Raw genomic sequence first — 15,232 nt, forward strand, 5'->3', positions numbered from 1 at the left:
GCGTCAGGGCTGCATCAGGACGCGGCCGAACGGGTGTCCCTCGGCCACGAAGCGGTGCGCCTCGACCACCTCGGCCAGCGGGAAGACCCGCTCGATCGGCATGACCAGATCGCCGCGTGCCATCCGGCGGGCGATGCTGGCGATGAGGGCATGGGCGCGCGGCGTGTGCATCTCGCCCCCGAAAGAGATCGCGTGAACCGTCGCGCTACGGCGGATTAGCTCGAAGAATTCGAAGCGCGGCGTATCGCCGGTCGCCGCGCCGATCACTTCGTAGCGGCCACGATAGCGCAAGGCCTGCAACAGGGTCGACACGCCCTTGCCGCCTGCCATGTCGAGCACCATGTCGACGCCCTTGCCGGCGGTCAGGTCGCGGCACACCTTGGCGATGTCCTGTTCGCGGTAGTTGATGCCGTGATCGAGGCCCCACTCCCTGAGCCTGTCGAGCCGCGCATCGCTCGACGCCGTGCCAATAACGGTCGCGCCCGCCTTCGCGGCAAGCTGCACCGCGGCCAGCCCGACCCCGCCCGCCGCGCCCTGGATCAGCACCGTTTCGCCCGGCTGCAGCCGCCCGAATTCGAACAGCGCGTCGCTGGCCGTGCCGAAGGCGACCGGGATGGTCGAGGCGGCCTTGAGGTCGAGGTCGTCGGGTACCGGGTAGCAGTATTTCTCCGGCACCGCGAAAAGCGAGGTGTGGCTGCCGTTCCAGTTGAAGCCGATCACCCGGTCCCCGGCGCGAAAGCGCGTGACGCCGCTGCCGACTTCGACCACGCGGCCCGCCGCCTGGTAGCCCGGCACGAAAGGCGTGACGCGCGGCGGGCTGACCAGCCGGTTAAGCAGGTCGCCCCCTTCGATGCTGATCCATTCGACCGCGATGACCACGGTATCGGCCTGCACCTCGGGATCGGGCAGGTCGCCGTACTGCATCACCTCCGGACCGCCGTTCTCGGTATACCAGGCTGCCTTCATCGCATCGCTCCTGTCATGATCAGCGACACGGGGTGCCGCCCGGCGCGGCGCTTGGCAACCTGACACAATGGCAGGAGATCAGGCGGAAAGGATGCGCTTCTTGATCCTGCGAATCGCGAGCCAGGTCGCCAGCACCACGAAGGGCACGACGGCGGCGGTGGCGAGCGTGGCGGGAATGGCGGGCCATTCCTTCTCGACCCCCTTCAGCACATAGCCGATCAGGCCGACGAGGTAGTAGCTGAGCGCGACCACCGACAGCCCCTCGACCAGCTGCTGCAGGCGCAGCTGCGCGCTGATCGACCGCTCCATCGAATGGAGCAGACGGGCGTTCTGATTCTCGATGCGGGTTTCCACCCGGCTGCGGAACAACGAGATGAACTGGGCGGTGCGTTGCGCGAGCTGGTCTTCGCGGCGGCGATGCGCGGCACAGGTGCGGATCGCGGGCAGGAACCGTCGCTGGGTGAAATCGGCCAGCGACAGGAAGCCGTGGCAGGGGCGGATGGCAAGATCGGCCAGCCGCTCCTCGACCAGGCGGCCATAGGCGGCCGTGGCGCTCATCCGGAAATCGCTGGCCGCCGCCTCGGTCATCAGCTCCATCGACAGGCCGGTCACTTCCTGCAGCAGCGCATCGTCGGTCACATCGGCGCTGCCGACGCGTTTTCCCAACGTCGCCAATTGCCGCTCGATCCCGTCGAGCACTTTCCACCCGCGCTGCGCCAGCGGCAGGCCGAGCAGCGCGAGGTTGCGGTAGTTGCCCAGTTCCTGCAACCGCTGCAGCGTGCGCGAAAGCTCGCCCGGCGGCATGCCGTTCGCCGCCACCAGCACCGCCCCGAACCCATCCGCGCGCAAGTGGAAGTCGGACCAGATCCGCGCGCCCGGTCCATGGTCCCTCGCTCCGACATGACAGGAGACGAGATCGTTCTGCTCGAACCCGAAGCGCGGCAGCATTCCGGCCGCCGCATCCTCGTCCGCGACGACGGCGATCCGGGTCGCGCGCACGACCTTGCCGGGAAGGTCGAGCATCCAGTCGAGCGCGCGGGCCACGTCGGCCTCGGCATGGGGATCGAGCGCGGCCTCGGCCCCGCGGGTAACGAAAAGCGTCGCGGTCGTCGCTTCGCTGTGCCGTTCCCAGTTGAAGACGATGCCGGGGGCAAATGCGGCCTGGAGGTGGCGCGGATTGGGCGAAGGCTCCGCCTCGGCTCCCAATAGCAGGCGGGCGAGCGCGGCCATCTCGGCCTCGCGCTCGTCCTCGGCGACCTGGCGCAGGAACTGGATGACGGTGCAGTCCGGCGACAGGGCCGGCCAGCGCCGCAAGTGCATCTCGCTGACGACCGACCGCCGCAGTTCGTGTTCGTTGCGCATGGCCCCCCCTTGGCCGGGGAGAATACGCCTGCTGTCGATTCAGTCCATAGTGCGAACGAACAAGGTGCGGATGGGGCGCGGACGGGCGCAAACGGGGCGCGCCCTGCCCTCGGCCCAACCGGTCAGTCTTTCGTCTTGATCCAGCCGATGCCCCGTCGCAGCAGGTCGTAGAAGACCGGCAGTTCCCAGGCGCAGCGGTCGACCGTCGGCCACCAGTCGGCCAGCGGCTGCAGGTCGTAGTGCCCGCGGCAATGCCCCAGGGTGTTGTAGAGCACCGCGCCCGCGCCCCGGCGCTTGATGTACATGACCGGGTGGATGCCCGGCGCGTCGGCGGCTTCGGCAAAGCCGGTTCCCGGTTCGGTGCACTCGGTTTCGAGCAGCACGTGCAGGTCGCCGTGCGTTTCCAGATGGTAGAGTTCGTCCGTCGTCTCGAACGCCTCGACGCCCCGGGTCAGTTCGTGGTCCGGGTCGGCAACCGTCACGGTATAGGGCGCGATCGGCGGGTGGGTCAGGAACTGGCTGCCCAGCACGTCCATGAACAGCGGCGCATCGCGCAGCGCATGGAACAGGCCGTCGTCCATCAGCTTCAGGATCGAGTTGGTGCCGTGCAGCGCGTACCAGCGGCCGCCCGCCTCCACCCAGTCGCGCAGCGTTTCCTGCGCGGAATGCGACGGAACGACGTTGCAAGTGTAGCTGATCAGGATGTCGGCACCCCTGATCGCCTCGAGGTTTTCGTAATCCTCGAACACCCGGGTCCGCACGCGCGGGTCCTCGGCCAGGAGCTTGAGCAGTTCGAGCCGGGCAAAATCGATGTCATGCCACTCGCCCCCGGCGATCAGCACGCAATCGATGCGGGCGGGATGATCCTTCGCGGTCGAAGCCGCCAGCGGATCGGGACCGTGATCGACCTTGCTCATTTGTCCTTCCAGCCCCCGAGTTCGCCGTTGATGTACTTCATCAGCGTATCCTGGAACTGGCGGATGCGAATCTCCTGGTAATTGCCCAGCTGCACTTCCCGGTTCTTCGAGGCTTGGAGGCCCTCCTGCACGTAAGGCAGGTTATCCATGTCCTGTTCGAACACGTCGGCCAGGATACCCAGCTCGGGTGCCTCGGTCCACTTCTGGTCGAGCGTCAGGAACTTGCGCGGCGCGGCGTTGGGCCGGGGATCGCCCTTCTTGACGCGGGCGAGAATGCGGACGTCCATCACGCAGGTATCGGGCGTCTTGCCGGGGAACCAGCTGTAGACGATGTTCGGCATGAACCCGCCCCAGGGACCGAAGTTGGGGAAGACGTTGTAGACCAGCGCGTCGAGCACTTCGGCGTCGGTTGCTTCCATGTGGTCGTAGCCGGTCGTTTCGGTGTAGACCTGGCGCATCTTGTCGCCCAGCGCCTCGCGCGCGGTCTTTCCTTCGGGTACGGTGACCGCCATCGGGTTGCTGGTGTCGTAGTTGTCCGAACTGCGGCCGTTGTACTTGATGAACTCGTCGACGATCCACTGCTCGCCCTGCCCTTCCTGGATGTGCGGGCTCATGATGCCGAACGGGGTCAGGTTGACGTTGATGTTGTCGCCCCAGGTGCGATAGGCGGCGTTGGAATCGCCGGTGAAGGGCAGCAGCTGCGGGTGGGTGACGATGGTGTGCCAGGCTTCCATGAAAGCCTCCATCACCACCTTCCAGTTGGCCGGCACTTCCTTGGCGACGTGGAGGACGGTCGCGCACTCCTCGTGCCGCCAGCGCTTGAAATGCTCGGGCAGCGGATCGAGGTATTCGATCAGGCTCGGCCCGCCCTTCTCCTCGCGGATGAAGATGTACCCGGCCCAGCGCGCCACTTCGGCATCGGGCAGGTCCATGTTCTTCTTGGCCAGGTGCGGAAAGTCCCACTGGCACGGCGCGTGATCGAAGCTGCCGTCCTTGTTCCAGGTGAAGGCGTGGAAGGGGCAGGTGAACTTGTCGGCGCTGCCGTCCTCGGTCCGCAGCTTGCGGCCGCGGTGCAGGCAGACGTTGTGCATGGCGCGGACCGAGCCGTCGTCCTGCCGGACGATCAGGTACGAACGGCCCGCGTTCTCGTAGACGACATAGTCGCCCGGCTCGTTCAGCTCTTCCTCGCGCGCGGCGAACTGCCAGACGTAGGGCCACATCCGCTCGCGCTCCAGCTTCGCGAATTCGGGGCTGGTATAGCGTTCCGACGGGATCGGGTCAGACCCGCGGAAGGTGTAGCTTTCCTCGGTCAGGATATCGGGAACGGGCTTGGAATCGAGCTTCATCAGCTCGTTCCAGCTGATTCCCTCGCTGCGATCCTCGCCGAAACTGGGGGTGGGGTCGATGTCGGCCATGACACGTACATCCTCTGCACTGAAATCAAACGATTACGGGCGCGTTTCGCGCCATTCTTGCGGCCACCTTGGCGAAGGCGCGGTGCGGCGTAAACTTGCGCAAGTCATAGGTTGTTTATGCGAGGCATCGGCGCAATCTCGTCTGAACGGGAAACGCTCTGGCAAATAGGGAGCTGGATATGTCTGACAGGCTTGCGGGCAAGGTCGCCCTCGTCACCGGCGGCACCGCCGGCATCGGCGCGGGTGCGGTGCGCCGGCTCAGCGCCGACGGCGCAAAGGTCATCTTCACCGGCTCGCGAGCCGAAGCGGCGCAAGCGCTCTGCGCCGAGACCGGCGCCACCTTCGTGTCGCACCGGGTGCAGGACAACGACGCATGGGAAGAGCTGACGGCGATGATCCGCAAGGATTTCGGACGGCTCGACATCGCCTTCGCCAATGCCGGGGTCGAAAAGGGCGACGGCAGCATCGAGAGCATCACGCTTGAAGGCTGGAACGGCATCGTCGAGGTGAACCAGACTGGCGTGATGCTGACCTGCCAGCACGCGATCCGCACGATGAAGGACAATCCGGGCGGGCCGACCGGTTCGGTGATCATCAACTCGTCGATGAACGCGCACCGGGCGATGGGCAACTACCTTGCCTATTCGGTGACGAAGACGGCGGTGACCGCGATTGCCAAGTCGGCGGCGATGTATTGCGGGCAGGCCGGTTACCAGATCCGGGTCAACGCGATCCTGCCGGGCGTGGTCGAGACCGAGATGATCACCAACATCATGAATTCGCAGCCCGATCCCGCGCTGGCTCGCCAGATGTACGAGGGGATGAGCCCGATGAAGCGCATGGCCAAGGTAGAGGAGGTCGCCGCCCTCGTCGCCTTCCTCGCCTCGGACGAGGCGGCCTTCATCTCTGGCGGCGAATACCACATCGACGGCGCATCGACCGCCGGGACGCTCGGCGTCTGATCGGATCGGGAACCATCGCATGACCAATCTTGCCAATACCGTCGCCCTCGTCACCGGGGGCCTGCGGGGGATCGGCCTTGCCTGCGCCGAAGGGCTGGCCAGCCGGGGCGCGAAAGTGTGGATCGCCGACCTGAAGCCGGAAGGCGATGCCGAGGTCGGCGAGGCGCTGTCCGCCATCGGCAACGGCGCGGCCTATCTTCGCCTCGACGTCGCCGACGAACAGTCGTGGATCGACGCGGTGGCGAGGATCAGCGACGCCGACGGCCGGCTCGATATCCTAGTCAACAACGCCGGGATCGACGGCACCGGCCGCATCCAGGACATGGACTTTTCGCTCTGGCGCAAGGTGCAGGCGGTCAACAGCGACGGCGCCTTCCTCGCCACCAAGCATTGCTACGCGCTGCTGGAGAAGAGCGGCAAGGACCGCAAGGGCGGTTCCTCGATCGTCAACATCAGCTCGATCATGGGCTTCGTCGCCTTTCCCGAAAGCAGCGCCTACGTCGCGTCGAAGGGCGCGATCCGCCTGTTCACCAAGGCCGCCGCGCTGGAATTCGCGACCTACGGCGCGCCGATCCGGGTGAACTCGGTTCACCCCGGCTTCGTCCAGACCCCGCTGCTCGACGAAGGGTTCAACCGGATGGTCGAGCGCGGCGTCGCCGAAAAGGCGGAGGACCTGAAGGCGCAAGTCGCCGGCTCCACCCCCGTCAACCGGCTGGCCGACGTGGAGGAGATCGCCAACGCCGTCGCCTTCCTCGCCAGCACCGAAGCCAGCTACATGACCGGCAGCGAAGTCGTCGTCGACGGCGGCTACCTGGCGCGTTGACCGAAAGGCCTGCCAAGTGACGATCGCTCTTCCCGACTGCATCGCCCTCGTCACCGGCGCCACCGGCGGCATCGGGCGCGAAGTGGTGAAGGCCATGAACACCGCCGGCGCGACCGTGATCGCCACCGACCTTGCTGAAAAGGCGGAGGTCGAGGGCGCGGCGCGCTACCTGCGGCACGACGTCACCAGCGAGGACGACTGGCACGATGTCGGCGCGATCATCGCCGAAGATCATGGCCGGCTCGACGCGCTGGTGCACAACGCGGCGATCTCCGTCGTCTCGCGGTTCGAGGATACGCCGCTTTCCGAATTCCACCGGGTGAACGCGGTCAACGTCGATTCGATCGTCATCGGCACGCAGGCACTGCTGACCTTGCTGCGCGCCGGCGGCGAGACGCGAAAGAGCGGGGCCTCGGTGGTCAATGTCTCCAGCGTCGGCGGCTTGCGCGGCGCACCGTTCAACGCGGCCTATTGCACCAGCAAGGCGGCGGTGAAGATGCTGAGCGTGTGCATGGGCGCGGAATTCGCGGCGCTGGGCTACAACATCCGGGTCAATTCGGTGCATCCCGGCGGCATCGCGACGCCGATGATGGAAGGCATCCTCGACCGCTACGTCGAACTGGGCGCGGCTCCTTCGCGCGAGGCGGCGAATGCGGCCAACAACGCCCGCCATCCGATCGGCCGTCTCGGCCGGCCGGAGGAGATGGCCGGCGGCGTGGTCTTCCTGTGCTCGGAAGCGTCGAGCTTCATGACCTGCGACGAACTGGTCATGGACGGCGGCTTTTCGCGCGTCTGACAGTCCCCCTGCCGGCGATGGACGATCAGCCGGCGGGGGACCGAGGATCAGCCCAAAGGCGCGGTATCAGCCGCCACGACCTTCGAGGTAGTCGTTGATCACCTCGTGGAAACGGCGCACGCGCGTTTCCTGGCGCGACAGCCACGCATCCTCCCAGGCCACCGATTTCAGGCCGTTCTGCTGCTTTACGGCGATCGACAGGTCCTGCGTCAGGAAATCGCCTTGGGGGATGTCCGCCTCGTAGTCCGAATAGTCACCGTCCTCGTAGGGCGCTTCGGCATAGGGGCGCATACCGTAAAGCGTCGCCACCTCGGTCGCGCCTTCGACCCGCGGCACCATGTACCAGTAATCGAAGGTCGACCAGTTCGGGTCGTCGACATCGGGTTCGGTGCGGAAGAAGTGCAGGCCCTCCGGCGTCCCGGTGATCGTCACGTTCGGGAACAGCGTGTGGTGGAACTGGTCGGTCAGTTCCCAGTCGGTGAACTTGTCGAAATAGGTGTAGCCCCGCTCCGGCCCCAGCCGCCGCCGCGCTTCCTGCAGGGCAAGCCGCCCCTCCTGCGCGCGGCCCTGGTATTGCTCGGGATCGATATCCCATTCCTTCAGCACTTCGGCCCAGAGCGGTTTCACTTGCTGCGCATCTTCGTAGCGGGACGAGGGCTGCAGCTTCTCGATCATGCGGTTGTGGCCGGTCGGGTACATCTCGAACACGGTGGTCGAGTAGTGATCGTCGATCATCGGCTCGAACTGCGGGTGCACCGCCGGGATGTGGTAGCTCTCGTTGAAGTTGTCGCTGGCAAACTTCCAGTTGGTGTTCACGCGCAGGCGGCGGTTCACCACGCGGACCCAGTTGTCGAGATCGCGATTGGCGAGCAGGTCGGGGATCGGATGCAGGTATTCGGCCAGCGGCACCGCGTCAGGGTTGAAGCTGAACCAGATGAACCCGCCCCAGGTATCGCACTTCAGCTCCTTCAGCTTCAGCTTGCCGCAGGGATTGACGTCGAAATCCTCGGGGTCCTGGACCTCGTCCAGCTCACCGTCCAGCGCCCACTTCCAGTTGTGGTAGGGGCAGGTGAAGTGGCTCGTCACGCCGCCTTCGCGGGTGCCCACCAGCTGGTTGCCGCGGTGCAGGCAGACGTTGAAGAACGCCTTCACCGATCCGTCGTGCTGCTTCACCATGATCACCGATTCATGTCGGAACTGGTGGGTGATGAAATCGCCCGCTTCCTCGAGCTGCGAAGTCCGGCCGCCGACGTGCCAGATCTTCTTCCACATGTGCTGCCACTCGCGTTCCGCGAACTCCTTCGACCAGTAGCGGTCGCCGGTGATCGCATCGCCGCGGGCGGCGGGGTATTGGGCGTCGGGGTGCGCCGGGTAAGCGGGGCGTTCGGTTCGATCCATAACGGTAGCCATGGCGGGATCTCCTGTCGTCAGGTGTTGCTCACGCTTCTCCGTGGATCTCGGTCAGGGAGCCGGGCAGCGGCATCATCGGCGAGATCGTGTAATGGCGGCACTTCCATGTGCCGTCCTGTTCTATGCATTCCATGCGGTACTTGACCTGCACGGTGACGGTGTTGCCGTCCTTGGCCCGGCCCATGCCGATGACGTAGCTGGTCATCGCGCCGACCGTGCCGTCCCAGCTTTCGGGACGGTAATTGCTCATGAAGTGGAAATGGTGGCTCATCGTCTCGAAGACGGTGTCGAAGAACGCCTTGATGTCGCCGCGCCCGTACATCATCGGCAGGCCGATCGCGGTCATGTCGACTTGCGCGTCGTCGGTGAACAGGTCGAGCAGGTTGTCGATGTCGCTCAGCGCATCGACCGCGTAGGCGTATTCGACCATGAGATCCTGAAGGGCATCACGGACGTGGCGGGGCATCTGGGTCATATCGGAAGCTCTTTCGTGGATCGTCGGCGGATCAGCCGACCGGCATCATGGCCTTCAGGGAGAAGTGGCGGCACTTCCAGGCATCGTCCTGCCGCACGCATTCCATGCGATAGCGGACCTGCACCTCGACCGCGTCGCCTTGTTTCGGTCGGCCCATGCCGATGACATAGGCGGTGATCGCGCCGACCTCGCCGTCCCAGCTGTCGGGCCTCAGGTTGGCGGGCATGTGGAATTCCCACGCCATGTTCTCGACCAGCGAGTTGTAGAAGGCGAGGATCTCGTCCCTGCCCCGCATCGTCGGAAAGGCGACGTCGGAAAAGTCGATCACCGCGTCGTCGGTGAACAGCACTGCGACGTCCTCGCCGCTGCGCCGGTTGTCGACGGCGTAGGTATAGTCGGTCATCAGGTCGCTCAGTGCCTCGAACACCTCGCGCGGCATGTCGCATCGGGCCATTGTCGTGTCCTTTCGCTCAGGTATGCCGCTCAGCGGTGCGGCGGGGGGCCGAGCACGACGTCGTTGAGCAGTTCGTGGAAGCGCTGGATGCGCTTTTCCTGCTGCGACAGGATGCAGCCGGTGAAGCCGCGCGAATTGAGGCCCTGCTGCTGCGTTGTGCCGATCGACAGGTCCTGGTCCGCGACGTAGCCGACCGAGACGCCGTCGCCGTAGACCGAATGACGCGCAAGCGCATCGTGGCGCAGCGGCAGGTCACCGAGCGGCGTGCCCTTCACCTCGTCCTGCCCCTCGACCGGCGGATAGAGGCACCAGTGCTGGAACACGCACTTGGCCGGATCGGTCGGGTGCGGTTCGGTGCGCAGGATCTGGCACTGCTCCGGGCTCATCGTGATGGTGAGGTTTGGAAACAGGGTGCAGTGGAAGTAATCGACGAGCTGCTGGTCGGTCATGTCGTCGTAGTTCTTGTAGCCGCGCCCCGGCCCCAGCTCGCGCTTGGCCTTGATGATCGCTTCGCGCAGGTCGCCGGTGCGGCCCTTGTAATCGGCGGGATCGAGCCCCCACGCCTTGGCCACGTCGTCAAGGATCGCGGGCACCTCGCCGCTGTGGAAGTCCTGCCGCGTCGTTGCCTGGTGGCCGACCATCCACATCGCGTTGTGGCCGTTGTCGTACATCTCGAACAGCGTGGTCGGCAGGCCGTCGTTGATGAAGGTCGACAATTCGGGGTGGATCGTCGGCAGGTGATAGCTCTCGTTGAAATTGTCACGGATGATCTTCCAGTTGAACTCGCAGTCCGCCGACACGTTGATCACGCGGATCCAGTTCTCGAGCCCGTAGTTGGCCAGCCGCTCGGGAAACGGCTTCAGCCATTCGAGCAGCGGCGCGGCGTTGGGATCCATGTTCCAGAACACGAACGGCCCCCACGTCTCGCAGCGCAGTTCGGACAGCTTCACCTTGCCGCAGGGATTGCCGCCTTCGAAATCGTCTGGGTCCTGGACGTGGACCAGCGTCCCCTCGGCATCGAACTGCCAGCCGTGGTAGCCGCAGGTGATGCGGGGGGTGGAGCCGGCATCGCCCAGCACCAGCCGGTTACCCCGGTGGGGGCAGGTGTTGTAGAAGGCGCGGATCGAGCCGTCGGCCTGCTTCACCATGATCACCGATTCGCGGCCGAAGTTGTGGCGGATGAAGTCGCCTTCCTCCTCCAGCTCTGCGGTCACGCCGCCCAGATGCCAGATGTGCGGCCAGAGCTTCTCGTACTCGCCTTCCATCCATTCCTTCGACGTGTAGCGGTCGGCGGTGATCGTGTCGCCGCGCACCGGCTGGTCGAAATCCGGAGAGTAGCGGGCGGCGCCGGTCTGAACGTTCATGATGCCAAGTCCTCGTATCCTGCTCCGGCCGGGCCGGAGAATGCGGTGGTCATGCGGGCCAGTCGCGGGTCTGGCTGAAATCGCGGCCCTCCCGCTGGCCGTGCGGCGCGGTCGGGTTCGCTTCGAAAAAGGCGCGGGTGCCTTCGCCATCGGTCATCCAGTCGGCGACCAGCGTCCGCTTCCAGATGCGCCAGTCGCCGTCCCGGCACTGGTATTCGTCGACGTAACGGCCCGAGATGAAAAGGTCGCGCGGTTCGCCGCCCTCTCCGGTCACGTCGTGATAGGCCTGAAAGTACCACTCGCCGCTGGCATTGGCGAGATCGTGGAGTTCGAGCGTGACCTGCCCCAGCATGTGGTGAGTGCGAGTCATCGAGCCGAGGAAGTCGAGCGCGAAATCGGCGAATTCCTCGCGGTTGCCCTGCATCGCGCCGCAGTTCACGAAGGCATCCTCGTGAAAGGCGGAAAGGAGCAACTCGCGGTCGATCCGGTCCAGCCCGCGCATGTAGCGGGCCGCCGCCGCCGCGATGTCGCGGCGGGCGGCCAGGTCGCGGATCTGTGCCTCGAGATCGAAATGGCTCATGCCGGCGGGCCTTCCACGTCCCATTCCAGACACAAGCGGCGGATCGAGGCGACGATGCCGCCGTCGTTGGTAAGATCGCTGTCGGCGGAGACGCGGAAATCGGGGATCCGAGCCAGCCACTCCTCGATGGTGATCGCGACTTCGGCGCGGGCCAGTTCCTGTCCCGGGCACATGTGCGTCCCGCTGCCGAACGTGGAGTGCGGCGCACGGCGGCGCGACGGGTCGACCGAGAACGGGCACTCGTTCTGCGCCGGGTCGATGCCGTGAACGGCGGTCGGCATGGCAATCATTTCGCCCGCCTTCAGTTTGACGCCGCGGAACACCATGTCCTCGCGCACCTCGCGGCCGATGGTGACGATGCCGAAGCGGCGGAACAGCTCGTTCGTCGCGGTGATCGTGCCGCCCGGATTGTCGCGCAGCGACTGACGCAGATCAGGGCGACGAGCCAGTTCGAGGAAGGCGTAGCCCATGAAGTTGACCACCGTGTCGACGCCCGCGATGAGCAGCTGCGTCACAAGGGCCAGCGCCTCGTCATGAGTCAGCGGACGGTTGCTGCCGTCGGGCAAGGTCAGCCCCGCGTCCAGCATCTTGCTGATCATGTCGTCGCCGGGATTGGCGCTGCGCTCCGTCACCAGCGGGCTGACATAGTCGTAGAAGGCAGCCTTGGCCTCCTCGAAGCTCATGTCCATGTCGGGCCGGGTCATGCACAGCGCCCAGTGGCGTATGGTCTCGGCATCGGACTGCGGCACGTCGACCATGGCGAGAAACACGCGCACCGGGAAGATGCGGGCGAATTCCTCGGTGAAATTGCAATGACCGCGGGCCCGGAACCCCTCGATCAGTTCGACCGCCACGTCGCGGATGGACTGGCGCATCCCGCGCACTTCGGACGGGCGCAGGCTGTCGTTCAGCAATTTGCGATAAGGGCGGTGTTCGGGCGGATCGATCGTCGTCGGGATCAGGCCGTGCAGCTCGCCGACCGACTTGGGGATGACGATGACGCGGTTGCTGAACTTTTCCCAGCTCGACTGCACCTCGGCCAGCGCCTCGCCGCCCAGCGCGATCCAGTGGCCTTCGTTGCGCGGTGTCCAGACCAGTTCGGGATTGGCCGCCTGGATCGCGGCCCAGGCGCGGTGGTAATCCTCGGCCTGGCCTTCGGGCGCATAGATGTCGACGTCGACCACCCGGGCGGGATCGACGTGCGGGGGGGCGCTTACGCCCGGAAGGGTATCGCTCGTCACGCTCGCCATCGCATCTCTCCTGTACCGTGAAACCCGCCGGCAGCGCCCGGTTCGGTCCGGGTCGTTCTTGCGATGGCGGGCGGGTCGTTCATTGTGTCGCTACATCCCGGTCGGTGCAATCCGCTGGTGGCGGCGGGCATCGCACCCGCCGCACGCCCGGTCAGAAACTGTACCGCAGATCGAGGCCATAGGTCCGCGGCGCCCCGATCGACGCCAGCGTGCCGATGCCCGCGAGATCGAGTTTCTGGTTGTAGTATTTCTTGTCCAACAGGTTGCGTCCCCAGACGCCGATGCGCCAGCCGCCCTTGTCCGGTCCCCAGCTCAGCGCCGCGTTGACCAGTTCCACCGCGCCGACCCGCTCGATCGGTTGGTTGGTGTAGCTGGTGAACTTGGCGCTGGTGTAGGTGTACTGGGCGCTCGCGTTGATCGTGCCCGGCCCGACCGGGGCCTCGTAGTTGAAGCCGAGGACCGCGTTCCACTTCGGCGAGTTCATCAGGCTGTTGCCGGCAAAGCTGATCGGCACCAGCCCGCCCGTCGACGGGTCGAGCACCTCGGTGTCGTATTCCTCGTACTTGGCGTCGAGATAGGCGAGCGCGGCGTTGAGGCGCAGGCCATCGGTCGGCACCAGGGTGGTTTCCAGCTCGAAGCCCTTGGTTTCGGCCTTGCCCGCGTTGGCGATCGTGGCCGAGTTCGCGCCGGACGGATAGGTGATGTTCTGCACCACCTGCATGTCCTTGTACTTGTTGAGGAATGCGGCGAAATTGACGCGCAGGACCCGATCGAGCAGGTCGGCCTTGAAGCCCACTTCGAAGGTGTCGAGATATTCGGGATCGAAGGGGCCGATATCCTCGGCAATCACGATGCGGCCCGTAAAGCCGCCTGACTTGAAGCCGCGTGCGTAATAGCCGTAGAGCAGGACATCATCGCTCGCCCGGTAGTCGAGGCCGACCTTGTAGCCGACATTGTCCCAGCTCTTCTTGCCGCTCGCCACGATCAGCGAACCGGGGATGATCGGGTCGTCGAACTGCGCCTGGCCGTCCGGATTGATCGAGTTGGCCGTGGTCGAGACCGCCTCGGTCTTTTCATGGCTGTAGCGGATGCCCGCCTGCAGGGTCAGGGCCGGGGTCAGTTCCTGGTAGACCTGCGCAAAGCCGGAAATCGACCAGTTCTTCTGGTCCTGAGTCTGCGGCTGGCCGAGGCCGGGCAGGAAGCCGTCGAGCTTGCCGTCCTGATCGAGGAAATACTTCTGGCTGAAGAAGTAGCCGCCGACGATAAGCCGCGTCGTGTCGGTCACTTCCGCGAGCGTGCGCAGTTCCTGGCTGAACTGCTTGTGGTCGGTCTGCCGCCGCGTCTGCAGGAGGACCAGCGTCGTCGCATCGTCGTCCGAATAGAGGTCGCTGTCGTATTCGCGGTAGTTGGTAATCGAGGTGATCTGACCGATGCCACTGTCGAGATTCTGGGTCAGCGTGGCGGAGTACGTATTGCGCCGGTTGTAGTCGGGCTGGTCGTCCGACAGACCGCGGTAGAAGTCGAAATCGTCGGTCGTCTCGCCCGGAACGTAGAACAGGTCGCCCGGCCCTGCATTGATGATGCCGGTCTGCGAACCGTTGCGGCTGCGCACGTATTCCCCGATCACGGTCGCGTCATAGTCGCCGGCGGCGTATTTCAGATAGCCGCGAAGCGAAGTGATGTTGCGCCGGCCGATCCGCTTGTCATCGGCATAGTTGCGGAAAAAGCCGTCCATCTCGTTGTGAAGGACGCTGATCTTGCCCGACAGGTTTTCACCGAGCGGGAAGTTCAAGGCGGCATTCGCCTCGATCTGGCCGAAGTTGCCGTAGACGAATTGCGCGTCGCCGCCGAATTCGCCGGTCGGCTGCTTCGTCACGACGTTGATGACGCCGCCGGTGGTGTTCGCGCCGAACAACGTGCCTTGCGGACCGCGCAGCACCTCGACCCGGTCGATATCGAACAGCGAGAGCAGCGCGGCGGTGTTCACGCCGACGACGACGCCGTCGATCACCACCGACACCGTCGTGCCGACATAGGGGTCGGCATCGTTCACGCCGACGCCGCGGATCGTGAAGACCGCCGAATCGGGAGAGTTCGAAAAGGTGTTGATCTGGACGTTGGGGATCGAATTCGACAGGTCGGCGACGTTGTTGACCTGCTGGTCCTGAAGGGTTTCTCCGGTGACCGCGGTGACCGAAATCGGCACGTCCTGAAGATTCTGCGCCTGCTTCTGCGCGGTGACGACGATTTCCTCGAGGCCGCCCGACTGCTGCGTCTCGCCCGATGCATCCTGCGCGTGCGCGGCGCCGGCCGCGGCGATTGCGACGATGCTGATGCCGGATGCGATGCCGTTCCTGAACTTGCCCATGACCATTCCCTCCCGTGTCCGCGTTTTTCGCGGAATTCTTGCGCCCCGGAATAAATACCGGCGCTGTTGCCGGTTTTCCCGCATGGCGCT

Annotated in this window: 14 protein-coding genes; 3 read left to right on the forward strand and 11 right to left on the reverse strand. The window is 65.3% G+C overall.

Translation table 11 applies throughout. The annotated features are described in order from the left end of the window. Window positions 1–3: 3 nt before the first annotated feature. From J2X37_RS05180 to J2X37_RS05195, 4 genes are all read right to left on the reverse strand, one after another. Window positions 4–966, reverse strand: a complete 963-nt coding sequence (locus J2X37_RS05180) for a zinc-binding alcohol dehydrogenase family protein (RefSeq protein ID WP_310018552.1) — start codon at window positions 964–966, stop codon at window positions 4–6. Window positions 967–1,044: 78 nt separating this feature from the next. After that, window positions 1,045–2,328, reverse strand: a complete 1,284-nt coding sequence (locus J2X37_RS05185) for a DUF3422 domain-containing protein (protein WP_310018554.1) — start codon at window positions 2,326–2,328, stop codon at window positions 1,045–1,047. Window positions 2,329–2,450: 122 nt separating this feature from the next. After that, window positions 2,451–3,245 (reverse strand): ThuA domain-containing protein, encoded by a 795-nt coding sequence (locus J2X37_RS05190; RefSeq protein WP_310018556.1) that lies wholly within the window; start codon window positions 3,243–3,245, stop codon window positions 2,451–2,453. Further along, window positions 3,242–4,660, reverse strand: coding sequence for an aromatic ring-hydroxylating dioxygenase subunit alpha (locus J2X37_RS05195; RefSeq protein WP_310018558.1), 1,419 nt, complete (start codon window positions 4,658–4,660; stop codon window positions 3,242–3,244). Before J2X37_RS05195 ends, J2X37_RS05190 begins: the two co-directional genes overlap by 4 nt. A gap of 179 nt (window positions 4,661–4,839) precedes the next feature. Here J2X37_RS05195 and J2X37_RS05200 point away from each other — a divergent pair, with 179 nt between their 5' ends. The 3 genes from J2X37_RS05200 to J2X37_RS05210 are packed head-to-tail and all read left to right on the forward strand — an operon-like array spanning window position 4,840 to window position 7,241. Further along, window positions 4,840–5,622 carry an SDR family oxidoreductase gene (locus tag J2X37_RS05200; RefSeq protein WP_310018561.1) on the forward strand — a complete coding sequence of 261 codons (783 nt, stop codon included), beginning with the start codon at window positions 4,840–4,842 and terminating at the stop codon, window positions 5,620–5,622. A 19-nt stretch (window positions 5,623–5,641) separates the two neighbouring features. After that, window positions 5,642–6,445: an SDR family NAD(P)-dependent oxidoreductase gene (locus J2X37_RS05205; protein ID WP_310018563.1), complete on the forward strand. Its 804-nt coding sequence runs from the start codon at window positions 5,642–5,644 to the stop codon at window positions 6,443–6,445. A 16-nt stretch (window positions 6,446–6,461) separates the two neighbouring features. After that, on the forward strand, window positions 6,462–7,241 hold the full coding sequence (locus tag J2X37_RS05210; RefSeq protein ID WP_310018565.1) for an SDR family oxidoreductase: 780 nt from the start codon (window positions 6,462–6,464) through the stop codon (window positions 7,239–7,241). 66 nt (window positions 7,242–7,307) lie between these two features. Here J2X37_RS05210 and J2X37_RS05215 read toward each other — a convergent pair whose 3' ends face one another. The 7 genes from J2X37_RS05215 to J2X37_RS05245 form a co-directional block, all read right to left on the reverse strand. After that, a complete protein-coding gene (locus J2X37_RS05215; RefSeq protein WP_310018567.1) occupies window positions 7,308–8,651 on the reverse strand; it encodes an aromatic ring-hydroxylating dioxygenase subunit alpha in 1,344 nt (447 codons plus the stop codon). Window positions 8,652–8,679: 28 nt separating this feature from the next. Further along, the gene (locus tag J2X37_RS05220) at window positions 8,680–9,126 is read right to left on the reverse strand and encodes a nuclear transport factor 2 family protein (protein WP_310018570.1); all 447 of its coding nucleotides are present in this window, start codon (window positions 9,124–9,126) and stop codon (window positions 8,680–8,682) included. A gap of 31 nt (window positions 9,127–9,157) precedes the next feature. Continuing rightward, the gene (locus J2X37_RS05225; protein ID WP_310018573.1) at window positions 9,158–9,580 is read right to left on the reverse strand and encodes a nuclear transport factor 2 family protein; all 423 of its coding nucleotides are present in this window, start codon (window positions 9,578–9,580) and stop codon (window positions 9,158–9,160) included. Between the two features lie 29 nt (window positions 9,581–9,609). Continuing rightward, on the reverse strand, window positions 9,610–10,944 hold the full coding sequence (locus J2X37_RS05230) for an aromatic ring-hydroxylating dioxygenase subunit alpha (protein ID WP_310018575.1): 1,335 nt from the start codon (window positions 10,942–10,944) through the stop codon (window positions 9,610–9,612). A 49-nt stretch (window positions 10,945–10,993) separates the two neighbouring features. Then, window positions 10,994–11,524 carry a nuclear transport factor 2 family protein gene (locus J2X37_RS05235; protein ID WP_310018577.1) on the reverse strand — a complete coding sequence of 177 codons (531 nt, stop codon included), beginning with the start codon at window positions 11,522–11,524 and terminating at the stop codon, window positions 10,994–10,996. Then, window positions 11,521–12,774, reverse strand: a complete 1,254-nt coding sequence (locus J2X37_RS05240; RefSeq protein ID WP_310018579.1) for a cytochrome P450 — start codon at window positions 12,772–12,774, stop codon at window positions 11,521–11,523. The genes J2X37_RS05235 and J2X37_RS05240 overlap by 4 nt, the downstream gene beginning before the upstream one ends. Before the next feature lie 151 nt (window positions 12,775–12,925). Next, window positions 12,926–15,142, reverse strand: a complete 2,217-nt coding sequence (locus J2X37_RS05245) for a TonB-dependent receptor (protein WP_310018581.1) — start codon at window positions 15,140–15,142, stop codon at window positions 12,926–12,928. Window positions 15,143–15,232: the final 90 nt, after the last annotated feature.

Source organism: Croceicoccus sp. BE223, assembly GCF_031457155.1.
In the GTDB taxonomy this organism is placed as follows: Bacteria; Pseudomonadota; Alphaproteobacteria; order Sphingomonadales; family Sphingomonadaceae; genus Croceicoccus.